Source organism: Roseovarius sp. AK1035 (assembly GCF_003288315.1).
Classification (GTDB): Bacteria; Pseudomonadota; Alphaproteobacteria; order Rhodobacterales; family Rhodobacteraceae; genus Roseovarius; species Roseovarius mucosus_A.
Genome location: NZ_CP030099.1, coordinates 3439349 through 3465287 on the forward strand (window position 1 = coordinate 3439349; position 25939 = coordinate 3465287).

Genomic DNA, 25939 nt, shown 5'->3' on the forward strand with positions numbered 1-25939 from the left:
TCACGCCGTCTTTTGGTGTTGCATGTGCAGACTGGCCACTGCCTCGGCAAGGGCCCAGTCTTCGGGAGTGTCGATGTCGACAGCTTCCATCTTGTTCATCTCATGCAGGATCGGCTTGCGCCCGATCCGTGCATTGGTCGCGGCAAAGCTATCCCGCGAGAAAATGAAAAGGTTCGAGTTCTCTTCGAACCACGGTTCCAGGTCTTGCGTCTGAACGAGGTTGTCCGGATCATGGTTCACCGGGCTGGCATCGGCGCGGTAAAACCGGGTCTGAATTTTGTTGACCGAAAAGAGCGAATCCGCCGTGCCATCCGCAACCCCCGCCCGATAGGCGGCCAAAGCCGCCCGGATGGTTTCGGGGCGCAGCATCGGATTGGTCGTATGGGTCATCAAATAGGTCTCCGCTTCTACGGCGGCGATATCATCGGCCAAGATCAGATTCATCGACACCGTATCGCCACACAGCTCTGCCTTGCGATCCCGGATTCGCACGCGGTCCGACTCTACCAGCCCATTCTCTGCAAGAATGTGACGGGCATCCGTATTGATGACGACCTCATCAATTTCATCAAGCGCCAGAAGCGAATCCAAAATCCAAGCAAAGAGAGGTTTGCCGTGTAGTGGACGGAAATTCTTGCCCTTAACTCTTTGACTGTTGGCTTTCATGGGGAGGAGTGCGACGCAGCGGCCTGAGCCAGTCATCTTGTGCGGCCTTTTCATTGACTTGTGGAAAAAAGAAACGTTCCTTGGCGTGTTGCGACAACAGCCGGTGTTCGTGATTGCCTTTGTGCGATCCGACGTATTGGTTCCAGCGATACCGCAGCATATCCATGCGCGAGGTCGAGCGAATGTTGTTGAGTGCGGCGGCGCGCCAATCCCCGATCACGCTGCGGATCACATAGCGCAGAACATCAAAGCGCGACAAATGCACCTCTGGCATGATCGAGCGCAGCGCAATCGCCTCGCGCTCAAACCGGCGTCGAACCTGTGCCCAGCTCTCTTGATGGTGGTGGAATACAGGCGCATCCGCCACATAGGCGATCTTATGCCCTGCGCTTACCAAGCGTTTGGCAAGCTCCATATCCTCAAGACCCGTCAGTGCCTCGTCAAAGGGATGCTTTTGCCATGCGCTGCGCAGCAGTGCCGAGTTGGCATTGTTGCAAAAGAATCCGTCCTGCGGAATGGCCGAGACATCCGGGAAGTATTTGGCAAAGATGCGACGCTCGCTGTAATTGCTGTCGTCATCCCCGATCTGGCGACCGTAACTATAGCTGGCCACGCCGTCGATCAGCGGTTGGCACAGGTTCTGCAGCCACATCGTATCAACAGGCACGCAATGGCCAGAGATGAACACAAGCAAATCTCCGGTTGCGTGATCGCAGCCACGATTCAACGAGCGCCCGAAAGAGAATTCAGATTTCTTGATGGTTGTGACCCGGCAGCCATGGCGCTCTGCAATCTCAACAGTGCCGTCTGTTGAGCCCGAGTCGATCAGGACCACCTCAACGTCAAGACCGTTGGTCTGTTGAGCGCCGATCATCACCATAAGATCGTCGAGGTGCTGCGCTTCGTTCAATGTTCTAATCACAATGCTTGCAAGCATTTGAACCATCCTATGCAAGTCGCTTTGGGCACAACAACCTACCGTTACCGGTACCATTTAAAATATGCGTGAGACGAACACCAACCGAACCGAACACTATCGACACTTGGCGTATCTATCGAGTTGAACCTTGCATGTCCACCCTCAGCACTGCGGCCAATGGGCGGAATCCGCCGAAACTCCAGCGGGATTGATCAAAAAATAGGCGAAGTTCCGGCTTGCATCCTTGGCTGAGAGCGTTAGCAAAAGAGGTGAATTGACGCCATCGAGGGGACTTTTGCGATGACCGACGCCCACTATCCCGATCTGAAGGGTCGCTCTGTCTTTGTCACCGGCGGAGGTTCTGGGATCGGCGCGGCCCTGACCGAGGCGTTTGTCGCTCAAGGGGCCAAAGTCGCCTTTGTGCAACGTTCGGATGCAACAGCGTTTTGTGACAGTATCGCTGATCGTCACGGGGCCCGCCCCTTGTATCTGCCTTGCGACATTACGGATCGCACAGCGCTGCATCAGGCACTTGAGTTTGCGCGCGATGCACATGGGCCAGTGCAGGTTTTGGTCAACAATGCCGCCAACGATCAGCGTCACCGCGCCGAGGATCTGGACGAGGCCGGATGGAACGCAAGTCTTGCGGTGAATCTTTCTGCCTATTTCTTTGCCATTCAGGGCGTCGTTGGCCAGATGCGGGCCGCCGGGGGCGGCTCGATCATCAATTTCTCGTCGATCAGCTATATGATGGGAAATGCGGGCTACCCTGCTTATGTGACCGCGAATGCCGGGATTACCGGCATGACCCGCGCTCTTGCGCGCGAATTTGGCCCAGAGCGTATTCGGGTCAATGCGCTGGTGCCCGGATGGGTGATGACAGAACGCCAACGCACCCTTTGGGCTACGCCCACGGACCTTGCCGCGCATCTGGAGAAACAATGCCTCAAGGAACACCTTGTCCCCGAGGATATCAGCGGCGGCACGCTTTTTCTGGCCTCTGAGGCCAGCCGGATGATGACCGGTCAGGCATTGGTCATCGACGGCGGCGTGGTTGTAACGGGATGAGCGAGCTACCTCAGGCTCAGGTCTTTGACCGGCGCATCTGTGATTTGGGCGAAGGTGCGTTCTGGCATCCAGAGCGCAGGCAGTTTTTCTGGTTCGATATCACGGGGCGGCGTCTTATGTCGCGCGACCAAGACGACAACCAGCATTGGCAATTTGAACAGCCTGTCTCTGCGGCGGGCTGGATTGACGCTGACACGCTCTTGATCGCGGCCAGCGATCACCTTTTGCACTTCGACATAGCCAAAGGCACCACAACCCCGATTGCGCCGCTTGACTGCGCCGCTGGACGGCTGCGCCCCAATGACGGGCGCGCCGACCCATGGGGAGGGTTCTGGATCGGCACAATGGGCCATGGCGCCGAACCGCAAGCCGGTGCAATCTGGCGCTATTACCGGGGTGAAATGCGCCGCCTCTTCGACAAGATCACCATTCCAAACGCAATCTGCTTTGCGCCTGACGCGGGCTTTGCCTGTTTCACCGACACGCCGGGCCGCATCGTCTATCGCCAGCGTCTTGAGGCCACGCAGGGCTGGCCCATCGGCGATCCCGAACCCTGGCTTGACCTGCGCGCAGCGGCCCGCAATCCCGACGGTGTGGTTCTGGATGCTCAAGGGCGGCTCTGGCTGGCAGAATGGGGAAGTCACCGTGTGGCGATTTATGATCGGCAGGCGCAATTCTTGGGCGCCGTCGCAGTGGGCGCGCCCCATGCCTCTTGCCCTGCCTTTGGGGGTGACAACCTGTCAGTGCTGCACATCACCACCGCGCGACAAGGGATGGACACCGAGGCGCTGTCAAAAGCACCCGAGGCGGGCATGACCTATGCTGTGGACCTGAGCGCCCACGCCTGCCACGGCCAAGCCGAACATCAGGTTATTCTCTAGGCCCGTGATCGCGCGGCAACCCAAATACCGCGCGGTAATCGGCCTTTTCAAACACCGGGCAAGCACCATCCAGAGTGGCATCGACAATCTGCCGCCCCGCCGCTTCAAAGACCTCTCGCGCCACCTTGTAAGACGCCTCTGAACGCTCCAGATCCGGATTGTCCCAGACCTGACCCCGAAAATATTCGGGGCTAAAGTGATTGGGATCTGGCCCCTCCATAACATGCGCCTCGTGCGGCGCGCCGTGATAGGTGAACCGATGATCCATTCCAATGATCACAACCTTTGAGAAGCCCATGTAATAGGCCACTTGAAGCGCGGCATGGGTCACGGTGCCGCCTTCGCGCAGCCCTTTGCAGATGTCGGTCGAAAACATGACGGGCGGGGTCAAAATCGGCACGTGAAAGGTGCGCGGCCCCTCCTCGAGATGCCCGGCTGCGCGCGCCCCGATAAAGCGGATTGCGGGCAAGGCCGCCAGCGCCTCCCGCGCCTGTTCGACCACCTTGGGATTGACCGCAACCAGATAGCGCGGCTCAAAGCCGAATTTCTCCAATCCCAGATGGATCTTGTTCAGACCGATCACCGTGTGATTGCGCAAAAACCGCAGATCCATCCGGTTCAGTGACGGGCCGTTACAGACGATGACACAGCTTTCGCCTTGGTGCAGATTCTCGAACTGCGCCAATCCAGAGTTTGACCCGGTCTCAGTCCGCCGCCGCAGCCCGCCGAGCTGATCAAGTGTCCTACGGATGGTCTTGCGCAAATCCAAATCTGATCCTCAAGTGCTGATCCGCCTTAGGTTATCCGGCGGAGTTTGTGAACCAGCCCCTCGCGTCGTCTGATACCGGGCCAGACTGTGCGCGCATTAGGGCTCATATCCCAGACGCACACATAATGCTTTGTAATCGCGAGAGCCGCGTTGCGCGTCGATCACCATTGGAACCTCGCGGCGTGGGCGCTCGGCGATCTGCGCGCCCTTGCGGCCACTGTCGCCGGACAGACGAATGATGGTAAATAGCTCCAAGGCTGAGGCGTGGTATGGCAGGGCAATGATCTGGCAGATCTTTTCCAGCGTGAGTTCGGGCGCAGCCACAAAGTCTTCGTATCTGACGAGGTCCAGATCCGCATGGCGATCCAGAAACTCTGCATATCGTTGGCTGTAGGTTTCAAGGGTGGAGGGCGAAAAATGCAACCATCCGTTCGCATGCAAGGACAGGAAACTATCGAGCGGATGCCGCACCGTAAGCAGCGACACCACAGGATGACGCCCTGTCGCCAAAATCTCGTGAAGCGTAGGCCGGCTGTTCGGATCAATCTGGGTGCAGAAATGGGAATGCGCATGGTCCCGGATCACCAGGCTTTGTCCTCTGGATGCCAAGCCGCCGACGATTGTCTGCGTTGCCTCACGGAAGCCGTCGACAACAACAGTTGGGTTAACCTCGCGCCGAGAGATCTGCAGTGCCCCAAACAGATCCGTCGGCGCAAATTTCGGGGCACGCCTGTTTTCCGGCAAATGAATTTGGCTGAGCGGGTCAATCTCGTTCAACAGCACAACGCCGGGCAGTGCCGCGATACATTTCGCAATCAAGGTGCCACCGGAACAGGCAAAATGATGCAATGTCCGGATCGGTTCGGGGCCAGTAAAGGACTGGCACATTGCTTCGCACTGGTCCAGCAAACTTGGGAAACTGTCGGTGATCGGCACCGCCGGTACAGATGCTTTGTAGGCTTGCAGCATGTCCAATGCCGCTTCGATTTCAATCGCGATTGACTGCGAGTGTGTCGCCGCCTTCATGCCTTTGACCCTTGCCCGGCCTTTGTTTTCTGCTTCTTGCCCGCAGTGCGCCGACGAGGTGGCGAAAGTTTTTGGGCGGGGTCCGACGCTAAACTCTCTTGGTCGCTCGGGGGCAACTGTCGCAGATATTCGGCCGCCAGCGACAGTTTTGCCGTGAGCTTGCCCAGCAAGTCTTCTTGCCGTTGGCGCTGTGTCTCACTCTGCTCGAGACGACCGCGCAAATTTTCCAAATCGACCTGCAACATCGCCTGAAAGCGGGTTTGAAAATCCAAGGTCGAGACAGCTTCGTCGCGCTTTTGCACGGCACTGTGGCGCTGTTTTTCCAAATCCACCATACTGGTTTCGATGCCAGATATCTTATCGTTCGCGGCTTTCAGCGCCGCATCGCGCTCTGCCAACTCTTTTGTTTTTGCCTCCGTCGCGGCACGCGCTTCGGTCAAGGCCGTCTCAATTGCGACGACCCGCTCCTGAGCCGCCTTCAGCGCTATATCGCGCTCTGCCAAGGTCTTTGCTTTCGCCTCTGTCGCCGCTCGCGCTTCGGATAGGGCAGCCTCTTGCAGCTCTGCCCGTTCTTTGGCTGCTTTCAATTCGGCCTGCGTCTCTGACAGCGTCGTTTCAAGGGACGCAAGGCTTGTGCGCAAGGTTTCGATGCGTGTTTGGGCCCGAGCCAAGGCGCGGGCCTTTTGATCGGCTTGAAGGTGCAGCACAGTCCAATCCGCATCCGCCTCGTCGCGCAGCGTGACGTCAAATCCTTCGTCACTCAGCCATGCTTCCAACTCGGCGCGCGTGACCGCCCCGTCGTAAAACGCCTCTTCAGCCGCAAGGATTTCGAGTTGGTCGATCTGATCGAGCATGCCATCGGCCTTGCAAGCGTTCAGAATATTCATCTCGTTGCCGGGGGCCTCAAGGATAAGCGCCATTGGCCTTGCAACCGCCCCCATCTCGGACAAGAGCTGCGCGGGCGTGATGACGGGAACGATCTGACGTTCTTTGCGGATCAACCCGGGAAAAAGCTCGTAGAGCGCGGGGGTTGGTTCCTGCGTGCTGTTCAGCCGCGAAAAGTTCCAGAGGGACAACTCTGCATCGCCCTCTTCCTTGCCCAAAGCGGCCCGGATCACCTGTACATTTGACGCCGATGCGCTTTTCTGGGTCAATCGCGCCGCAGCGTTTCGATCTGCTTCAACCAGCACGATCTTGTCTGGGTCATGCTTTTGAAGCTCTGCAAGACGTTTGCCGGTGCCAGCCCCAATATGAATGAAACTGCGTGGTTTTGTCTTGCTCACAGGGTGCTCACTCATGCCAAAGTTGCCTAGCCAATTAAATTCTGTCGATCTCATCCGCGAAATCGCCGCTTGGGTCCGCCGTAGTATGGTCATCACCCGTAAGGATTCAACCGATCTTTATAGTACCAATTCTGGGTGTCTTTATTGCGTCGCGCACCAAGCCATTGGTTAGGCCCGCGCTTGTTACGCCCAAGCTGCCCGCCTCAAAACCTGCGGCCTTGTGGTCTTACCGGCTAGGATCTGGGGTTACTTCGAGACCAGACGCCTCACGCCGCGCAGCGGGGCGGTGACACGCCAAGACGTGGACTCGTAGACCATGGCCAACATCGTGGTCAAACCCTCTACATCATGCCCCAGCTTGGCGTTTTGGGCCTCTAGCTCTGCGCGCAGGGTCATGGCATGGCCAAGGTCTTGGGCTGCTTGCGCCAAGGCTTGATCCTTGTCGCGCAGCGCCTGCACATGGCGGGATTCCAGCGCAGTCTGGGCCGTTCTGAGGCGCTTAATGTCTTGGGTCAAACGGTTCAGTTGTTCGCGTAGCGCTGCGCTCTCTTCGCTGGCGCGGTGGGCCTCTCTAAGCTGGAGTTGCACCTGTTCGCGCAACAAGGCCAGTTCTTCTTGATCGTCGTCACGCTCTAGCTTTTGCGCCTCGAATGCTGTCTCCACAGCGGTCAAACGCTGCATTTCCTGCGTGACCAGCATCACCTGGCTTTGCAACAAACCGCGCTCTTCGCTGCTTTCTTCTGCTTCTTCGACCTGAAGCCTGACCTGCGCGCCGAGCAACGCCAATTCATCCTGACTAGCTCTTAGATCCTCAAAGACTGCCGCCGCCGCCTCGAGAGTGGCAAGTGCACTCCCCTCATTCGCAGGAGAGATGCCACTGGCTCTCAACTCCTCAAGAACCTCGCGCAGGCTCTCAATCTGGGGCACCGCAAGCCGTGCCACCGACCGCGACAGCGCTGATTGTGCCCCCGGCTGTGACAGCACGACATCCTTGGGGATATTGAGCCTCTTGCGCAGGACCTCCCACGCGGGGTCGGTGTTGGAGGCGGTCAAAAGATCGCTCTCGACCAGTGTGATGTGGCGGCGGTTCTTGCGAAGAAGCGTCAAAATCTCTTCCGCGCGCGCACGCCAGCCCTCGATTGCCTCTGCAATCGAAGTCCCTTCTTCGATTGCGCGGGCAAGGCAATTTGTTGGATCACTCCACATCAGGGCGCAGGGCAATTCGTCAGAGGCGATTGCCTGCGATACCGCCATTTTATCCAGAGGGGCCACATCAAATCCAGCGGCGTGCAGCGCCTCTTGGAAGGCTGGCGTCACATCTTGCATCACGAATATCAGCGCATGCGGCACCCGGCGCGTTGCCACTTGCGGAGCAGACATGGCACCGGACGGCGCCCCACCTTGCGCACTTTTGTCATGTGGGCTGGCCCGGTTTGTGCTGCTCTTCATGATGTCGTCCGCTCGCTACTCAATGTGGAAATGCTGCATCTTATCGTCTGCTACCAGCTACGCGCCCGTTCTATCAAGCATGTTTGACCGCTTGAAGCCAGCCTTGAGGACAAGGTCTGGGGCGGTATCCCTGTCATCCACGCGCGTAGATATCCTCATACCGGATGATGTCATCCTCGCCCAAGTACGATCCGGTCTGCACCTCGATCAGCACCATGGGCACCTTGCCGGGGTTCTCCATCCGGTGCACTGCGCCCAAGGGGATATAGACCGATTGGTTCTCACTCACGAGCTTGACCACGTCATCCACAGTCACTTTGGCGGTGCCTTCCACCACGATCCAGTGTTCAGAGCGGTGGTGATGGCTTTGAAGGCTGAGGGCGGCACCGGGGTGAACATGAATGCGCTTGACCTGAAAGCGCTCGCCGATCACCAGGCTCTCGAACCAGCCCCAAGGGCGGTGATCCTTGGGGAAACTTTCGGCCTGTTTGCGCCCCTTGGCCTTGAGCGCGGCGACGGCCTGTTTCACATCCTGCGCCCGGCTGACATGCGCCACCAGAACCGCATCGGACATGGCCACCGTGATGATATCGTCAAGCCCGATCCCCACCACCTCAAGCCCTGCGTCTTCGGACCGCAAAAGCGTGTTGTCGCAATCAATCGCCGTTGCATGGCCAGAGGTCGCAACGCCGCGTGCATCCGGCCCGGTTTCACGCCAGACCGCATCCCATCCCCCCAGATCCGACCATCCGGCAGCAAAGGGAATGACCGTGAGGTTGCGCGCCTTTTCCATCACCGCATAGTCGATCGAGATATCCTCGGCCTCGCCCCAAGCCTCGGGATCAAGGCGATAAAAGCCCAGATCAGGGGTGGTCTTTTCAACCGCAGCCTCGACCGGTGCCAAGAGCTGCGGCGCATGGGCCCGGAATGCATCAAGGATGGTTGCCGCTTTGAAGAGAAAAATCCCCGCGTTCCACAGATATGTGCCCTCTGCCAGCATCGCCGCCGCCGCCTCGGCATTCGGCTTTTCAACGAACCGCTTGAGGCCGATGGGGCGCGGGGCCAGATCGCCGGGCACGCCGTCAAGTTCCAGATAGCCATAGCCGGTTTCGGCATGCGTGGGCTTGATCCCGAAGGTCACAAGCTGCCCTGCCTGCGCAGGCCCGACACCCGCCGCGACCGCCTGTCGAAAAGCCTCGGGATCGGGCACGACATGGTCTGAGGGCGCGACAAGCATCAGCGCCTCGGGGTCTTGGCGTGCCTGCCAGAGCGCCGCTGCCAGAACCGCAGGCGCCGTATTGCGCCCCGAAGGCTCGATCAGAACCGCGCCCGGATTGATCCCGATATCGTCCAGTTGCTCGCCCACAATAAAGCGGAAATCGGCATTGGTCAGCACCATGGGGGCCGCAAACTCTGGACCAGACAACCGCTGAGCCGAAGCCTGAAAGAGCGTGACATCGCCCAAGAGCGCCACAAATTGTTTAGGATAGGATTTGCGAGACAAGGGCCACAGCCGTGTGCCAGAGCCGCCGCAAAGGAGAACCGGAGTAATCATCTGATATCCTTTTCAATCCTGACTTAAATCACCAGAGGTATCCCCAATCCGGCACGGTCTATCAAGGCGAAACTTGGCACTTGGCACGTTGAGCGGACCGAAAGCCGCCCCTGTTTCAGATGCGCCGCGCGCGAGACCTTTCAGGCTGGGATCTTGAAGGGTCAGAAAACACCTGCAGTCACATGGCCACAGGCGTCGCCGCGCACGGCCCCGCCCCTGCCCCGCCCTTGTCGTTACAAAGCGCGAAAGCGCGCCTCTTGCCGCGCGGTCCAGCGTACTGTCAGATCAAAGCCGTCTTCGGTCTGGGTCTCGGCTTCGACCAGCTCTTTTTCAAAGAGCCATGCGCGTTTGCGCCCTTCGGCAAAGCGCAGATGCACCTCTGTCAGATGCGTTACATCAGACAGCTTGTCCCCAATGGCCGAAATGAGATCACTGAGCCCCTGCCCCGAGATCGCGGAAATTGCGATGACATCCTCTTGCCGGGCCGCTTGGGTCACGGCAGCGGCGCGCGCATCCTCTGGCAAGCGGTCGATCTTGTTCCAGATTTCGATCTGGGGTGTCTTGTCGCTGACCCCGAGGCTCTCGAGAATTGTCGCCACGTCGCGCGACTGCGAGACAGTTTCGGGATGCGAAATATCGCGCACATGACAAATGAGGTCCGCGGACAGAACCTCTTCCAACGTCGCGCGAAAGGCTGCGACCAATTCGGTGGGCAGATCGCTGATAAAGCCCACGGTATCGGACAGGATCACCTCTGGCCCGCCTTCGGGCAGGTTGACACGGCGCATGGTCGGATCGAGCGTGGCAAAGAGCATATCCTTGGCCATCACATCCGCCCCCGTGAGGCGATTGAAAAGCGTGGATTTGCCCGCGTTGGTATAGCCAACAAGCGCCACCACCGGAAATGGCACCTTGGCACGCGCGGCGCGGTGCAGGGTGCGGGTCTTGGCCACCTTTTCCAACTGACGCCGCAGGCGCACAAGCTGATCGTCAATCGCGCGACGGTCCGCTTCGATCTGCGTCTCGCCCGGGCCGCCCACGAACCCTAGACCACCGCGTTGCCGTTCAAGGTGGGTCCATGCGCGCACAAGGCGCGTGCGCTGATAGCTCAGCGCTGCCATCTCGACTTGCAGCACGCCTTCGCGCGTAGCCGCGCGGTCGCTGAAAATTTCCAAAATCAGCCCGGTGCGATCCAGCAGCTTGACGCCCCAAGCCTTTTCCAGATTGCGCTGTTGCACCGGCGTCACGGGGCCGTCGACCAACACAAGCTCGACCTCGGCGGCCTCCATCGCCTGATGCAGCTCTTCCAACTTGCCCTTGCCAAAGAGACGCCCGGCATCCGGCTTGCGCAGGCGCACCGTATCGGCACCGACCACGTCGATATCCGGCAAAGCATGGGCAAGGGCCACGGCCTCTTCCAACGCCAAGGCGGGATCACGGGCGCGGTTGGCACCGTCAATTTCGGGGTGGATGACCCAAGCCCGGGTGATCGGGCGCGCGTGGTCCATCAATTGGCGTCGTCACCATCGTAGAGGTTGACAGGCTGCGACGGCATGATGGTTGACACCGCATGCTTGTAAACAAGCTGCGATTGCCCATCCCGGCGCAGCAGGATGCAGAAATTGTCAAACCATGTGATCACGCCCTGCAACTTGACCCCGTTGATCAGAAAGACCGTCACAGGAATCTTGGTCTTGCGGACCTGATTGAGAAATGCGTCCTGTAAATTTTGTCGATCAGAAGCCATGCGTCTTCCTGCCTTTTTTTATTGCGCGCACCGCGAACCGGCGCGAGGGGTCTTGCGTACAATCAGAGTATGTCTTGCCCGTGCAAGAGTTTCCAGCCCAAAAATAAAATCGTTCCAAACTGCGGCGGAGAGTTGCACCCGCGTCAATCCCGCCAGATTGATGGGTTAAGCAAGGCGATAAGGGCCAATGTTTCAAGCCGTCCAAGCACCATGGCCATGGCATAGATCATCTTGGCGCCATCGCTCAACTCGAGCAGGCGAATGGGCGTGTCGCTTGCGGTCAGGATCAGCGGCCCCGTGGTTGAAAGCCCGGAAATCGCCAGAATCAGCGCCGCGTCAAACCCCTGCCCGGCAAGCGCCAAAAGAGCGGTGACAAAGGTCAGAGACATGGCGAAGAGCATGAAAAAGATCCACGCGATATAGGCCCCCTGCCGGCGGATACGCCGCCCGACACCGGTTGCCCGCCCGACCGACGAGGGATGCACCAGACGCTCGGTTTCGCGCCGGGCGTGCAAGTAGAGCGCGTAGACCCTGAGAAGTTTAACCCCGCCCGCCGTGGTGGCCACCCCGCCCCCCACCAGCGATAGGCCCAACAGGATCAGGCCGGGCGTGCCGAGACCCGACCAATCCCGCGCCTCCTGCCAATCGGCGCTTTCAAAGCCGGTGGTCGACAGGAAGGACAGCACGGTAAAGACCGCGCCCCACAAGGCCCGGAGCGCCAAGCGCCAATCAGACGTATCCTCGACCCCCAGCGTGGCGATCCAGTGGCGCAGAAACAGGATCAATGGCACCCCAATGAGCAAGACAACACCCAGCCGAAACTCTGGATCGTTGACCACACCCGGACGCATCGACGTAATCGTGTCCGAGGAAAACGTGAGCCGTGACAGGGAAAAGAAGAAAAACAGGAAGACCGCGAATTCCCCGGCAAAGCCCGAAGTGCCGTTCTGCAAGCCGCCAATCGATGAAATCCCGCTTGTTGCCATGGTCGACATCGCGTGCACCGCCGCGACAAAGGCCCGCTCTCCGCCCACCAGAAGACAGATCCAGAGCGCCGCAGTCAGGCCGATATAGACCGGGGCAAGCACCCGTGTGGATTGCGCCAACCGTTTGGCGGGGCTCGCCCGCTCGAACCGGCCCAGAACGGTCTCATCCTGTCCCGGCTCGCCGCGGGCCGTCACCTCAAACCCGCCAAGATTGAGCGGGGCAAGCACCGCCGACGCCGAAATCCAGAGCAACAGCCCCCCACCCCAGCCCACCAGCGCGCGCCACAGATGCAGGCTATCCACCAAACGTCCCGGCGTGCCAAATAGCGTGGCCCCGGTGGTGGTGAAGCTCGAGACCATCTCGAAATAGGCATTGAGAAAGGTTGTGTTCCGCACGCCGCTATAAAACGGAATCGCCAGAAACACCGGCAAGAGCACATAGGCCAGCAAGAGCGACATCAGGTTTTGGGTGTCGCTCATCCGCTGATCGGACCGCCCGGACAGCGCCAGCCCTATGGTGATCACCAGTGCAAAGCCGATGGTGCCGGAAAAAGCAAAGGCCTTGCCGACGCCGCTAAAGCCACGCATGCCCGCATCTATCGCAGGCAGATACATCATCAATGCGGCAATCCCGGCGAGGATCAGGATGAGCGGGAATGTCAGCAGCCGGGCAATCATCGGATCAGAAAAAGTCGATCGAGACCTGCAACAGCTGCTCGACCGCCGCCACATCCGCCGCCATTGCAAAGATCACGATCACATCGCCCGCCTCAACCCTCAGACCGCCTGCGGGTTTGTGTATTTTGCCGCCCTTGCGCACGGCCCCAACCAGCACACCCTCTGGAAAGTCGATATCACGAATCGCCGCGCCGGCGATGGAGGAGGTCGACATGACTTCGGCCTCGATCACCTCGCCTTCGGCATCCCCGATGGAATAGACGCCGCGCACCTTGCCGTGGCGAATGTGGCGCAGAATCGAGCTGACAGTGGTGGCGCGCGGGTTGATATAGGCGTCAATGCCCAACGACTCGAGCAGCGGCACCATGGTGGGATCGTTGATCAGCGCCACGGCAAAGGGGCAGCCTTCGGATTTGGCACGCACGGCGGCCAGCATATTGGTTTTGTCATCATCGGTCACAACCAGCACCGCATCGGCGCGGGCAATCCCTGCCTCGGCCAATAGCGCGGAATTCAGGCCATCCCCGTTCAGCACGATGGTCCGCTCCAGCGCATCCGCCGCGCGCTCGGCCTGAGGGCGGCTTTTCTCGATCACCTTGGCCCGGACACGCCCGCCGGGCCGCGTTTCCAGCGCTTGGGCCACGGCAAGGCCAATATTGCCGCCGCCGATGATGACCACCCGCTCTTGTTTCTTCTGCGACTTGCCGAACACTTCGAGCGTGCGCGGCACGTCTTCGATGGGGGCAAAAAGATAGCACTCGTCGCCCGCAAAAAGCTGATCCCCCGCTTCTGGCGCGAAAAGCCGCCCCTCGCGGCGCACGGCCAGAACCACCACCCTGAGGGTCGAGAAGAGATCGCTCAATTGCCGCAACGGCGTGTTGAGCACCGGGCAATCCTCTTCCAGCCGAATACCCATAAGCTGCGCCTGCCCGCCCATGAAAAGCTCGGTATCAAAGGATGCGGGCGAGGCAAGCCGTTGCAGCGCCGCCTGCGCCACCTCGCGCTCGGGGCTGATCACCACGTCGATGGGCATGTGATCGCGGCGGTATAGGTCTGAATAAATCGCATCGAGATAGGATTGGCTGCGCAGGCGCGCGATCTTGCGGCTGATGCCAAAGACCGAATGCGCGACCTGACACGTGACCATATTGACCTCGTCCGAATAGGTCGCGGCAATGATCATGTCGGCGTCGCGTGCGCCTGCACGGTCAAGAACATCGGGATAAGAGGCAAAGCCCGTTATCCCCTGCACATCAAGCGTATCGGTGGCCCGGCGCACCAGATCGGGATTGTTGTCCACGACCGTGACGTCGTTGCGCTCTCCCGACAGATGCCGCGCAATCTGCCAACCGACCTGACCGGCGCCGCAGATGATGACCTTCATCGTCCTTGCCTCATCGTGACTGAACCTGCTGCATGACAGATGCCCCCCGCCCGGTCAATTGCGTTCTAGGTCAGGCACAGGCCTCGCGTGCTGTCCTGTCGAACCAATCGAGAATATGCACAAGGTCAGGGCTGAGCGCCTCGGCGATCCCGTCGGAAAAGGCAACAAGATGCGGCGCATTGAGCCGGTTCGCCCCGACCAGAACCGGAACATTCTGGCTCAGCGCCTCGGCGATGAGCGTGCGAAACCCGCGCCCCTCGGCCTCGTGCTTGCCGAATTTGTTGACGATCAGCAAATCACAGCCCTCTGCCAGCCGCGCCTCGGCGGCAGCCACCGCCAGTTCCAGCGCAGATGGATCAAGCCGACAGCCCCGCGCGCCCGGCCCCAGACTTTGCGAAATGCGGATTACCGGCCCATCGGGCAGCACCTCGACATCCATGTCGCAGGGGCGATCCGCGCCGCAATTGGTGTTGACCTGCACCGTGCCACACAGGCGCAGGCCCCGCGCGCGGGCCGCACGCGCCACGTCATGCAGCAAGAGATCGGTTTCCCCGCGCCCCTCTGCTATGACATAGCCGATCCGCATCCGCGCGCCGTCCCGCTTACGCCGTGAGGCGGCTGATGACGACCGTCACCTCGGGCCGCTTGCCGATTTCGGTCTGCGTGCTCTGCCGCGCGGTCCGGCGCAGCCCCTCTTCCAGCTTGTCGTCATTGGTCAGCATCTTGGCCCCGGCCCGGCCCATGAACTGCGACAGGTCCTCTTCCAGCACATCGACCAGCGGCGCGTTGGAGCGCCCGGTTTCTGCCAGACCCATAATCTCGACCCAAGGATCACCCAAGGGTTCATCCTCTTCATCCAGGATGACATTGACCATGACATGACCGTTCAGCGCCATGCGAATACGGTCGCGCACCACGCCATCCATCGCGCCGACCTGCACCGAACCATCCAGATAGGTGCGCCCGGTCTCGATATATTCGGCCACCTTTGGCGCATTGCCGCTGAGGTCGATCATCATGCCGTTGACCGCCAGCACCCCCTTGAGCCGGTTGGCATTGGCCAGCTTCACATGCTCGCGCAGATGCCGGTGCTCGCCATGCATGGGGATCACCATCTGCGGCTTGATCAGCTTGTGCATCTCATCCAGATCGGGACGGTTGGCATGGCCCGACACGTGATAGCGGTCGTCGCCCTCGATCACATCGACGCCCATCTCGGAGAACTGGTTGATGATCCGGATCACGCCGCGCTCATTGCCCGGAATGGTCTTGGAGGAGAACAGAAACGTATCGCCCTCTTTGAGGGTAATGCCGTTGTATTTGCCATTGGCCAGTTGCGCACTGGCGGCGCGCCGCTCGCCCTGAGAGCCGGTGACGATCAGCATCAGGCTGTCACGCGGGACATTCCCCGCCTCTTCCGGGCTGATGGTCTTGGGAAATCCGGTGAGCACGCCGGTTTCCTGCGCCGCCTCGATCATCCGCTGCATGGCGCGCCCCATCAGACAGACAGAGCGCCCGGCCCGCACGCCGGCCTCGGCCAGCGATTTCACGCGTGCGACGTTGCTGGCAAATGTGGTGCACACAAACAGCCCCTTGGAGGCCGCGACCAGATCGGTGATCGGGCCGCCCACGGTGCTCTCGGAACGGCCTTCGTGATGGCTGAAGACATTGGTGGAATCGCAAACCAGCGCCTTGACCCCCGGCTCGGACAGGCTGGCCCAGAGATCACGATCAAAGGGTTCGCCCACCACCGGATTGACGTCAATCTTGAAGTCGCCGGTATGCACGATCCGCCCACCGGCGCTGTCGATCACCAGACCAGAGCTTTCTGGGATGGAATGCGAAATCGGCACGAAACCCACGGTAAAGGGACCGGCCTTGACGGTGGCAGGCCAGGTCGAGGCGATATGGACCGCCTTTTCAGGGTTGCCATGTTCCTGCATCTTGCGGCGCGCGATATTGGCGGTAAAGGCGCGGGCATGGATCGGCGCGCCAAGGCGGGCATAGTAATGCGCGACAGCGCCCACGTGATCCTCATGGGCGTGAGTGATGAAAATCGCCTCTAGCTGCCCTTTGCGCGCCTCAAGCCAAGAGATGTCCGGCAGGATCAGATCGACGCCCGGCGTGCCGTCCATATCCGGAAAGGTCACGCCCAGATCGACAAGGATCAGCCGTTCCTTTCCCGGCTTGCCATAGCCGTAGACATAGGCGTTCATACCGATTTCGCCCGCCCCACCGAGGGGCAGGTAGATTAGTCGTTCACTGCTCATGGGGCGTCAGCCCTCCTTGTTATACGCATGGATGACGGTCAGACCGTGCATCGTCAAATTGTCCTCGAACATGTCGAACACGTCCGTGCCCTGCTGGAAGAGAGGTGCCAGCCCACCCGTTGCGATCACCGTCATGGTGCGGCCACGCTCGGCCTTTATCCGGTCACATAGCCCATTGATCAGCCCGACATAACCCCAGAATACACCCGACTGCATGCAATCCACCGTATTGGTGCCGATCACCCGTTCGGGCCGGGTCACGTCAATATGTGGCAGGGCCGCCGCCGCCTCATGTAGGGCTTGCAGCGAAAGATTCACGCCCGGCGCGATCACCCCGCCGATATAGGCCCCGTCGCTGTCGACCACGTCAAAGGTGGTCGCGGTGCCAAAATCGACCACGATGAGGTCACCGCCGTAAAGGTCAAACCCTGCCACCGTGTTGACCAGCCGGTCAGGCCCCACCTGCGTGCCCGTATCCACCCGCACATCGACCGGCAGGCGGCACTCGGGCTTGCCCACAACCAATGGGCGGCAATTGAAATAACGGTCCGAAAAGACCCTCAGGTTGAACACGACCCTTGGCACGGTCGAGGAAATGATCACCCCGCTTATATCGGCCTTTATACCATAGTGATGCAGCAGAGTCTTGAACCAGACGAAATACTGATCAGCCGTGCGCTGATGATCCGTCGCGGTGCGCAGCGTGCACAGAAACGTCTGTCCGTCCCAGATGGAAAACACCGTGTTTGTATTGCCGCAATCAATCGCCAAGAGCATATGGCCGGTCCCTTTCCGTCAAAAGAACACCTCGGCGGCGGCAATCGCCTGTCGCCCTTGCGCGGTCAATAGAACAAGATTGCCCGCCTCGTCCACCGTCTCGAACCGGCCCTCGTATACCTCGCGCGTGGTGCGGGCGGTGATGACCTCGCCCAAACGCGCTGCCCGTGCCAGCCATGCGGTGCGGATGGGGGCAAACCCATAGGTGACAAACTGCGCCTCGGCCCGCGCATAGGCGGGCGCCAAGAGGTCGAGAAACGCCTCTGGGTCGATCGCGATGCCGGTCTCGGACAGGAGGGAAACAGGGCGCAGCGCGCCCGGTTCGACCTCGGACACCTCGGGCGCGCTGTGCAGGTTCACCCCGATGCCGATGGCGAAATGGCTGAGGCTGCCGCCTGCCCCGGCGCTTTCAAGCAAAATCCCCGCCAGCTTGCCACCGTTCAAGAGCACATCATTGGGCCATTTGAGGGCAAAAACCTCGGCCCGGCCCGTTGCCGCCACCAACGCATCAAAAAGCGCCAGCGAGGCCACGAAAGACCGCAGCGCCACGCGGTCCGGGCTCTCGGTCGGGCGCATGACCAGCGTCGCCGCGAAATTGCCCGCCGGATTGGCCCAAGCGCGGCCGCGCCGCCCGCGGGCTGCTGTTTGCTGATGCGCCAATATCCACTCTGGTCCCGCCAGATGCGGCGCAAGGCGCGCCGCCTCGGCATTGGTGCTGTCCACTGACGCCAGCACACGGCGGCCATAGCCCTGGGGCCAGTCCGATCCCTGATCCATCTTTGTCTTGCTCCAATTATCAGAAAAAACCGGGTCGCCCTAATCCCACCAAGGGCCGTGATGCAGACCCGCGCGCCCGAGGCGCTCGAATCCGTGACGCCCGAACATATCGCGCTGCGCCTGAATGATATTGGCGCTGCCATGGCCCAGCCGCATGCTGTCATACCAAGCCAGCCCCGCCGAAAGCGCCGGCACCGGGTGCCCGCCATGAACCGCACTGCACACGACCTGCCGCAGCGCGGGAAGGCAACGCGCAAAGGTCTGCGCAATCTCGGGCGCGAGGATCAATTCGCCCTGTGGCAAATCCCGGTCAAACGCATCTGCGATATCATCCAAAAGCGCGGAACGGATGATGCACCCAGCCCGCCAGATGCGGGCAATGGTTGCCAGATCAAGGCCCCAGCCATGGGCATCCGACGCCGCCGCAAGAATGCGAAACCCTTGGGCATAGGTCAGCAGGCGCGCGGCCAGAAACGCCTCGGCCAGAACCTCGGGCGTGTCATCAAACGCACCAACAGCGCCGCCAAGGATCGCCTCGGCCCGCTGCCGTGTGGGTTTTTCCGAGGACCAGCCCCGTGCCCCTACCGCCGCCTCGATCATGCTGGCCGATTGCCCCAGACGCAGCGCCTCGATCACGGTCCAGCGCCCGGTGCCTTTTTGACCCGCCGCATCCTTGATCACATCCACCATGGGATGCCCGGTCTCGGGATCGGTATAGGTCAAGAGCCGCGCCGTGATCTCGACCAGATAGGATTTGAGCGGTCCAAGGTCCCAGGCGGCAAAAAGTGCGCCGATCTCAGCAGGCGGCAGGGCCGCACCATTGCGCAACAGGCTGTAGATTTCGGCAATGACCTGCATATCGGCATATTCGATGCCATTATGCACCGTCTTGACGAAATGCCCCGCCCCGTCCGGCCCCAGACGCGCGACGCAGGGGATACCATCATAGCGGGCTGCGATGGCCGTCAAAATCGGTTCCAGCTGCGCCCAGCTATGATCACTGCCGCCCAGCATCATCGAGGGGCCTTGCCGCGCGCCCGCCTCGCCGCCCGAAACACCCAAACCCACGAAATGCAGATCGCGTTCGGCCAATTGCGCAGCGCGGCGGCGGGTGTCGTGGAAATCGGCATTGCCGCCGTCGATCACGGTATCACCGGGGCTGAGCAGCGGGGTGATCTGCGCCAGCATGGCATCCATCGGCGGGCCCGACGGGATCATGAAGAGGATGACGCGGGGGGTGTTCAACGCCGCCACAAACGCCTCGAGCTGCTCATGCGGGTGCAACCGGACCGCAAGATCGCCCGCCTCTGTCATGAAGGGCGCGATCCAGTCCACCTCGCGATTGGTCACGGCGACGTCAAACCCGTGCTCGGCGATGTTCAGCGCCAAGGCGCTGCCCATGGTGCCCAACCCATAGATGCCAATCTGCGCCATGCGTTCCCCTGCTATCGCTAACAGCCTCAAAACAGGCTAAGCGCTTTGGCGCGGCGATTGCAAGCGCGCAGCACTTGGGCGCGGCGCGCTTAGACCCCGAGACACCAGCGCATCACGGCCTTTTGCGCGTGTAGGCGGTTTTCGGCCTCGTCAAAGATCACCGATTGCGGCCCGTCCATTACCTCGGATGTCACCTCTTCGCCGCGATGCGCAGGCAGGCAATGCATGAAAAGCGCATCAGGTTTGGCCGCCGCCATCAGCTTGTCATTGACCTGATAGGGGCGCAGCATGTTGTGACGCCGCTCTTTGGTGGATTGGCTGTCGTGCATGCTGACCCAGGTATCGGTGACAACCAGATCGGCCCCGTCCACCGCCTTGAACGGATCGCGCTCGATGGTGATCGTGCTGCCGGCCTTGCGCGCAAGGCCGATGAACTCGGGCTCGGGATCGAGCTGCATCGGGCCGGTAAAGGTCAGGTCGAAACCGAATTGCCCGGCGGCATGCAGCATAGAGGCGCAGACATTATTACCATCCCCCGACCAGACCACCTTTTTGCCTTTGATCGGGCCACGATGTTCTTCATAGGTCAGGATATCAGCCATGATCTGACAGGGATGGGTGCGGTCGGTCAGGCCGTTGATCACCGGCACATCGGCATGTTCCGCCATTTCCAGCAGCACGGATTCGTCAAAGGTGCGGATCATGATCAGATCGACATAGCGGCTCATGACGCGGGCGGTGTCGGCAATGGTCTCGCCATGGCCCAATTGCATATCAGCCCCCGAAAGCACCATGCTCTGACCGCCCATCTGCCGCACGCCCATGTCAAAGGAAACGCGGGTCCGCGTAGAGGGTTTTTCAAAGATAAGCGCCACCATGCGCCCCGCGAGCGGCTGATCATCATCCGGTGTGCCGCGCGGGCGACCCTGCCGCGCCTCTTTCATGCGGCGGGCTTGGTCAATCATCGCCCGCAGGTCGGTCTCGGTGGTTTTGTGAATATCAAGAAAATGGGTCATGGTCGGATCGCTTTTCGGTGGGAGGTTCGGTGGGGGCCAACCCCCACACCCCCGGAGTATTTCGGGAACGATGAAGTTACGCAGTCTCTAGCGCGGTTGCCGCCGCATCAAGGCGTGTCACAGCCTCGGCGATTTCATCATCGGTGATGGTCAGGGGCGGCAGCAGGCGCAGTACATTGTCGGCGGCGGGAACGGTCGCCACAAGGGCTGCGTATCCCGCCTGCACCACCTCGGCATTGGGGACCTTGCACTTGAGACCGAGCATAAGGCCCATGCCGCGCACGGCCTCGAACACCGTCGGATGCGCCGCCACCAGACCTTCGAGCCGCTGGCGCAGGAACGCGGCCTTGCGGTTGACCTCGGCCAGAAATTCAGGCGTCGCAATCTCGGACATAACGGCACAGCCCACCGCGCAGCCCAGAGGGTTGCCGCCATAGGTCGAGCCATGGGTGCCCGCCGTCATGCCCGATGCGGCATGCTCGGTGGCCAGAACAGCCCCGAGAGGAAAGCCGCCCCCGATGCCTTTGGCCACCATCATGATGTCTGGCGTCACCCCTGCCCATTCATGGGCAAAAAGCCGCCCCGTGCGCCCCACACCACATTGCACCTCGTCGAGGATAAGCAGGATGCCGCGTTCATCACAAAGGGCGCGCAGCCCCTTGAGACATTGGTCCGGCAGCGGGCGGATGCCGCCCTCGCCCTGCACCGGCTCGATCAAGATGGCGGCGGTATGATCGTCAATCGCCGCATGCAACCCGTCGTGATCGCCCCAAGCCACATGTTTGAACCCCGGCAAGAGCGGGCCAAAGCCCTTGGTCATTTTCTCTGACCCCGCCGCCGCAATTCCCGCCGAGGACCGGCCATGGAAGGACCCCTCGAAGGCGATGATATCCGTACGCTCCGGCTGGCCCGCCTCGTAAAAGTGCTTGCGCGCCATTTTGACCGCCAATTCGCACGCCTCGGTGCCGGAATTGGTGAAAAAAACCGTATCGGCAAAGGTGGCGGCGACAAGACGGTCGGCCAGCTCTTGCTGGGCGGGAATCTGGTAAAGGTTCGAAGTATGCCAGAGCGCCTCTGCCTGTTTGGTTAGGGCCGCCACCAGCTTGGGATGCGCATGCCCCAATGAATTGACCGCGATGCCCGCGCCCAGATCGAGAAAACGTCGCCCGTCCGCCTCGATGAGCCAAGCCCCCTCGCCCTTGACGAAAGAGAGCGGCGCACGGTTATAGGTTGGCAGGATCGAAGGGATCATGGCGGCTTCCTTGTCAAACAGGCCCTTTGAGTGCCGCATGGGCGGGGCCGAGTCAATCATTTGGAGATTTGGCATTTGGCGGGTTGGCGCAGCAAAGCGCCGGGATCACGACCTAAAGGGTCGTCAGACGCGGTCGCGTCGACGTCGCAAACAGGAATATGTGGTTTGCGTGATCATGGCCGCGCTCTAGCCGGTTTTGCGTGTCAGGGGAAGTGAAATGTCAAGCTTTGGTCCCGGCTCGATCGCCACACGTGCCGCGCCAAGGCGCGGGTGCAGTTGCCGCGCCAGATGCCAGCACCCCACAAGTGCCACGCCCGTGACCGCAAAAATCCCCGGTAAGGGCGCCACCAGCAGCACAAGCCACGCCGCCCCCGGCGTAAGAATGCCCGAAACATCGCGAAAACTGGCGTAGATCGCCGACATCTCGGTGCGCTCGGATGGCTTGACCGCCATCAGAAACGGCAATCCCGCAGAGACATCAAGCAACACCAGAAAGACCGAGGCCACGGCAAGGCTTGCCACTGTGACCCATGGCAGACCACTCAGGATCGCCGCAAAGACGAACAGCAGCCCAGACACAAGAAAGCCCGCCCGCACGGCGTGGCGGATAGACCGCCGCTGCATCCAGCGCAGCATGAAAGGCGTGAGAAACAGCATGCCATTCGAGGCTGACAGCAACATACCGCCCAAATCCTCGCCCAAGCCCTGCTGAACGGCAAAGATCGGCAGATAAACCACATAGGCCCACCACCCGCAGGAGCGGATGACCGCAAATATCCACCCTGCCACCAGCCGGGGCTGGGCAAAGAACCGGGGCATCCATGCCAATGGGTTGGGGGCCGGACGGCGCGCGCGCGTGATCAGTTTGCCATTGCCAAGCCGCAGGTAAAGAAAAAGTGCCATCATGCTCAGCGCCGCCAACGCCGCGATCATGAACGGCAATGGCCGCCAAATCCCCAAGAGCGTCACGCCAAGGAATGGCCCCACCGTCCAGCCCAGCGCGCTGTAAAACATGCGCGAGGTCTCGCAGCGGCCCAGATCGGACTTGGCAATGAAATCGAGCACATAGGCATTGAAGCAGACAAAGACCGTGACTGTGGCTGCCGTGATCATTGCCAGCGCCGCGATCATGCCCAGCGCCCCACCCTGCGCGCCCATCGCAGCCCCGCCCGCGAACATCGCGCAGCCGGTCACATAGATCCAGCGCCGTGGCATGAACCGCGACACAAAGGGCACCATCAGGCCCGTGGCCAGCGACAAAAGGCCGACCATGAAATAAATCTCAGAGACGAGCGCCGCATCGCGGAGCGCGCGATACATCTCAAGCGGCATGACCGAAATCAGGATGCCGCGCGCCATCGCCTCGGTGCCCGCCAAGGTGGCAAAGCCGCGCACAGAGGGCGTGGGGGCGTGGCGGAGCCATTCAGGAATGCGGCGCTGGTGCATGGAGTCGTTCCGATTTTTCGTAAGACTGATCACGGATGCGAAGCGCGTGATTGGCAAACGACGACATCCTGTCGTTTTTGTCTCGCCGCTTGAAAACTTTCTTGAGGCTGCCCCCTGAAACGGTGACTTGCGGCCAGCGTAGCAAGCGGGCAATGCTGCGGCGATGTTCATACCCCGCGCCTCGAATCCGGGCCTTGCGGCCCTTCTGACCGTGTTGGCCGCTGCCTTGCTGGCGGGCACCACGCTTTTGGCCAAGGCGCTGGGCACCGACACGCTTGGCCCGCCGCTGCATCCGCTGCAGATCAGCCATGGGCGATTTCTTTTTGCCTTGCTGGCGATTTCCGTCACGGTCGCGCTGGTTCGGCCACGCTTTACGCGCCCGGATCTGCGCACCCATGTCAAACGCTCGGGCCTGGGCTGGGGCGGTGTGACCCTGATGTTCGCGGCGGCCGCCTATATCCCGCTGTCCGACGCCACGGCGATCAGCTTTCTCAACCCGGTGCTTGGCATGATCCTCGCCATTCCGCTCTTGGGCGAGCGTGTCGGACCGGTGCGATGGGCGGCGGCGGTGATTGCCCTGACGGGGGCCGCAATCCTGATCCGTCCCGGCAGTGGCGTGGTTGAAACCGGCGCATTGCTTGCCCTTGGCGCAGCGCTCTGTCTTGGGGCAGAGCTGATTTTCCTCAAGCGCCTCTCGGGGCGCGAAGGGCCTTGGCAAATCTTGCTTGTGAACAACGCGATTGGCCTCAGCATCGCGACGCTGGCGGTGATCTGGGTCTGGGCACCGCCAACCGCCGCCCAATGGGCAGCCCTTGCCGCGCTCGGCGTCCTTATGGCGCTGGCGCAAATGGCCTTCGTCAATGCCATGGCGCGCGGCGATGCCAGCTATGTCGCCCCGTTCTTTTATACGGCGCTGATCTTTGCCGGGCTTTATGACGGGCTGGTGTTCGGGGTTTGGCCCGACATCACCTCGATCACCGGTGCGGCGGTGATCCTCTGCGGGGCGGGGTTGCTGATCTGGCGCGAAGGGCGGCGGCGGCGCGTGCCGGTGACGTAACGCCGCCTTTGACAAATAGCCCCCAGCTTGGCCTAGATACCGATCAAGGGAGAGGGCTCATGCCACTGATCATTCTGTTGCCGATGGTCATTTTGGGCATCGCGGGCGTCGCGGTGCTTTTGCATGTTCTGGGCTTGTCGCGTCGGGCTATCTTGGCGGATGATGCGGCGGCACGAGCGGCATGGCTGCGCGAATTTCCCGAAGACACACCCACGCGCATCCGACGGTGCCACACGCACAACGCCGCGCTGATCGAGACAGCCCGCGGCCTTGGCGTGGTCTGGCCAATGGGCGCAGACACCACCGCCCGCTATCTGAAGGGCGCGCGGGTTCGGCAGGGCAAAACCGGCCTTACGCTTGATTTGCCCGACTATACCGCCCCCCGAATTCACCTCAGACTGTCCCCCGATGAAGCCAAGACGTGGCACAGACTATTGGAGTCTTGCGCATGACCGATGCACTGACCTATCCCGACGTGGTCACCTGGGCTGTGCCGTTCTTTATCGCGGCGATCCTTGCAGAACTCTTGTGGATCGTGATCCGGGGGCGTGGCGGGCGCTATGAGACGCGCGATGCGCTGACCTCGCTCTTGATGGGGGCGGGCAATGTGGCCGAAGGCATCGTGCTGGGTTTTGTCGCCTATGGGTTTTTCATGGTGCTGTGGCAGATCACGCCGCTTGATCTGGGGCATTCGATCTGGGTGATCCTGCTCTGCTTTGTGCTTGATGATCTGCGGTACTACTGGGTGCATCGGTTCGGGCATCGCATCCGCTGGGTCTGGGCAAGCCACGTCAATCACCACTCGTCGCAGCATTACAACCTGACCACGGCTCTGCGGCAAACATGGACCGGCACCTTTACCTTTATGATGATCGTGCGCGCGCCCCTGATCCTGTTGGGCTTTCACCCGGCCATGGTGCTTTTCGTGGGCGGGCTCAATCTCATCTATCAATTCTGGATCCACACCGAGGCGATCGGCCGCCTGCCCCGCTGGGTCGAGGCGGTGATGAACACGCCCTCGCATCACCGGGTGCATCACGGGCGCAATCCGCGCTACCTTGATTGCAACTATGCCGGGGTTTTCATTATCTGGGACAAGATGTTTGGCACCTTCGTGCCGGAACTTGACCGGGAAAAAGTGGATTACGGCCTTGTCCACAACCTTGGCACCTTTAACCCGCTGCGGGTGGCCCTGCACGAGTGGATCGGCATCTGGCGCGATGCAACGCAGCCGGGGCTGACATGGCGCGAGCGGTTGAACTATTGCCTCATGCCCCCCGGCTGGAGCCATGACAACAGCCGGGGCACATCCCAGACCATCAAGGCCCGCTATCTGGCCACCCATCCCGAAGAGGCGGGCACGCCGGGGCTGCCATCACCGGGAACCCCCATTCGTTAGGCGTGTTCGCCGTCGCCCGGTGGTACGATTCTTGACCGAACGCTCGAAAATCGCGAGGGTACAGCCGCGATTGGCCCGCAAAGGTGCCCGCTCTTGGCCT

The 25939-nt window shown here is 61.0% G+C and carries 24 protein-coding genes; 5 read left to right on the forward strand and 19 right to left on the reverse strand.

All coding sequences use genetic code 11. The features are described 5' to 3' along the window. Nucleotides 1-720: an acylneuraminate cytidylyltransferase family protein gene (locus tag RAK1035_RS16385; protein WP_332306714.1), complete on the reverse strand. Its 720-nt coding sequence runs from the start codon at nt 718-720 to the stop codon at nt 1-3. Further along, a complete protein-coding gene (locus tag RAK1035_RS16390; RefSeq protein ID WP_037298956.1) occupies nt 641-1603 on the reverse strand; it encodes a glycosyltransferase family 2 protein in 963 nt (320 codons plus the stop codon). The genes RAK1035_RS16385 and RAK1035_RS16390 overlap by 80 nt, the downstream gene beginning before the upstream one ends. A 282-nt stretch (nt 1604-1885) precedes the next feature. Between RAK1035_RS16390 and RAK1035_RS16395 the strand changes: the two genes are divergently transcribed. Continuing rightward, complete coding sequence (locus tag RAK1035_RS16395) at nt 1886-2653, forward strand: SDR family NAD(P)-dependent oxidoreductase (protein WP_008283136.1); 768 nt, start codon at nt 1886-1888, stop codon at nt 2651-2653. Next, nucleotides 2650-3534 (forward strand): SMP-30/gluconolactonase/LRE family protein, encoded by an 885-nt coding sequence (locus tag RAK1035_RS16400; RefSeq protein ID WP_008283138.1) that lies wholly within the window; start codon nt 2650-2652, stop codon nt 3532-3534. Before RAK1035_RS16395 ends, RAK1035_RS16400 begins: the two co-directional genes overlap by 4 nt. Here RAK1035_RS16400 and RAK1035_RS16405 read toward each other — a convergent pair. From RAK1035_RS16405 to RAK1035_RS16485, 17 genes are all read right to left on the reverse strand, one after another. Beyond that, nucleotides 3524-4303, reverse strand: coding sequence for a 6-hydroxymethylpterin diphosphokinase MptE-like protein (locus RAK1035_RS16405; protein WP_198133633.1), 780 nt, complete (start codon nt 4301-4303; stop codon nt 3524-3526). The genes RAK1035_RS16400 and RAK1035_RS16405 overlap by 11 nt on opposite strands. Before the next feature lie 96 nt (nt 4304-4399). Continuing rightward, complete coding sequence (locus RAK1035_RS16410; protein ID WP_008283140.1) at nt 4400-5329, reverse strand: sulfotransferase; 930 nt, start codon at nt 5327-5329, stop codon at nt 4400-4402. After that, the gene (locus RAK1035_RS16415; RefSeq protein WP_081506339.1) at nt 5326-6612 is read right to left on the reverse strand and encodes an FkbM family methyltransferase; all 1287 of its coding nucleotides are present in this window, start codon (nt 6610-6612) and stop codon (nt 5326-5328) included. Before RAK1035_RS16415 ends, RAK1035_RS16410 begins: the two co-directional genes overlap by 4 nt. A gap of 246 nt (nt 6613-6858) precedes the next feature. Further along, nucleotides 6859-8061, reverse strand: a complete 1203-nt coding sequence (locus RAK1035_RS16420) for a hypothetical protein (protein WP_008283142.1) — start codon at nt 8059-8061, stop codon at nt 6859-6861. 133 nt (nt 8062-8194) lie between these two features. Beyond that, a complete protein-coding gene (locus RAK1035_RS16425; RefSeq protein WP_037298958.1) occupies nt 8195-9616 on the reverse strand; it encodes a mannose-1-phosphate guanylyltransferase/mannose-6-phosphate isomerase in 1422 nt (473 codons plus the stop codon). 233 nt (nt 9617-9849) lie between these two features. Beyond that, a complete protein-coding gene (gene hflX, locus RAK1035_RS16430) occupies nt 9850-11124 on the reverse strand; it encodes a GTPase HflX (RefSeq protein WP_008283144.1) in 1275 nt (424 codons plus the stop codon). Further along, nucleotides 11124-11363, reverse strand: coding sequence for an RNA chaperone Hfq (hfq, locus tag RAK1035_RS16435; protein WP_008283145.1), 240 nt, complete (start codon nt 11361-11363; stop codon nt 11124-11126). The genes hflX and hfq overlap by 1 nt, the downstream gene beginning before the upstream one ends. Before the next feature lie 143 nt (nt 11364-11506). Continuing rightward, the gene (locus tag RAK1035_RS16440) at nt 11507-13027 is read right to left on the reverse strand and encodes a TrkH family potassium uptake protein (protein ID WP_008283146.1); all 1521 of its coding nucleotides are present in this window, start codon (nt 13025-13027) and stop codon (nt 11507-11509) included. Nucleotides 13028-13031: 4 nt separating this feature from the next. Beyond that, on the reverse strand, nt 13032-14411 hold the full coding sequence (gene trkA / locus RAK1035_RS16445; protein WP_008283147.1) for a Trk system potassium transporter TrkA: 1380 nt from the start codon (nt 14409-14411) through the stop codon (nt 13032-13034). A gap of 70 nt (nt 14412-14481) precedes the next feature. Then, the gene (locus tag RAK1035_RS16450) at nt 14482-14997 is read right to left on the reverse strand and encodes a DUF2478 domain-containing protein (protein WP_008283148.1); all 516 of its coding nucleotides are present in this window, start codon (nt 14995-14997) and stop codon (nt 14482-14484) included. A gap of 16 nt (nt 14998-15013) precedes the next feature. Then, entirely contained in the window at nt 15014-16681 is a 1668-nt protein-coding gene (locus RAK1035_RS16455) for a ribonuclease J (protein WP_037298960.1), read from the reverse strand. Nucleotides 16682-16687: 6 nt separating this feature from the next. Further along, nucleotides 16688-17458: a type III pantothenate kinase gene (locus tag RAK1035_RS16460; protein WP_008283150.1), complete on the reverse strand. Its 771-nt coding sequence runs from the start codon at nt 17456-17458 to the stop codon at nt 16688-16690. An 18-nt stretch (nt 17459-17476) separates the two neighbouring features. After that, the gene (locus tag RAK1035_RS16465; RefSeq protein WP_008283151.1) at nt 17477-18235 is read right to left on the reverse strand and encodes a biotin--[acetyl-CoA-carboxylase] ligase; all 759 of its coding nucleotides are present in this window, start codon (nt 18233-18235) and stop codon (nt 17477-17479) included. Nucleotides 18236-18274: 39 nt separating this feature from the next. Beyond that, nucleotides 18275-19669, reverse strand: coding sequence for an NADP-dependent phosphogluconate dehydrogenase (gene gndA, locus RAK1035_RS16470; RefSeq protein ID WP_008283152.1), 1395 nt, complete (start codon nt 19667-19669; stop codon nt 18275-18277). 89 nt (nt 19670-19758) lie between these two features. After that, nucleotides 19759-20685, reverse strand: coding sequence for an ornithine carbamoyltransferase (argF, locus tag RAK1035_RS16475; RefSeq protein ID WP_008283153.1), 927 nt, complete (start codon nt 20683-20685; stop codon nt 19759-19761). A 76-nt stretch (nt 20686-20761) separates the two neighbouring features. Beyond that, nucleotides 20762-21937 (reverse strand): aspartate aminotransferase family protein, encoded by a 1176-nt coding sequence (locus RAK1035_RS16480; protein ID WP_037298973.1) that lies wholly within the window; start codon nt 21935-21937, stop codon nt 20762-20764. A 186-nt stretch (nt 21938-22123) separates the two neighbouring features. Then, on the reverse strand, nt 22124-23383 hold the full coding sequence (locus tag RAK1035_RS16485; RefSeq protein ID WP_008283155.1) for an MFS transporter: 1260 nt from the start codon (nt 23381-23383) through the stop codon (nt 22124-22126). Nucleotides 23384-23546: 163 nt separating this feature from the next. Between RAK1035_RS16485 and RAK1035_RS16490 the strand changes: the two genes are divergently transcribed. Genes RAK1035_RS16490 through RAK1035_RS16500 form a run of 3 tightly spaced genes read left to right on the forward strand, consistent with a single transcriptional unit; the run spans nt 23547 to nt 25839 of the window. After that, nucleotides 23547-24440, forward strand: a complete 894-nt coding sequence (locus RAK1035_RS16490; protein ID WP_008283156.1) for a DMT family transporter — start codon at nt 23547-23549, stop codon at nt 24438-24440. Nucleotides 24441-24499: 59 nt separating this feature from the next. Next, on the forward strand, nt 24500-24892 hold the full coding sequence (locus RAK1035_RS16495) for a hypothetical protein (RefSeq protein ID WP_008283157.1): 393 nt from the start codon (nt 24500-24502) through the stop codon (nt 24890-24892). After that, nucleotides 24889-25839, forward strand: coding sequence for a sterol desaturase family protein (locus RAK1035_RS16500; protein WP_008283158.1), 951 nt, complete (start codon nt 24889-24891; stop codon nt 25837-25839). The genes RAK1035_RS16495 and RAK1035_RS16500 overlap by 4 nt, the downstream gene beginning before the upstream one ends. The last annotated feature ends 100 nt before the right edge of the window (nt 25840-25939 follow it).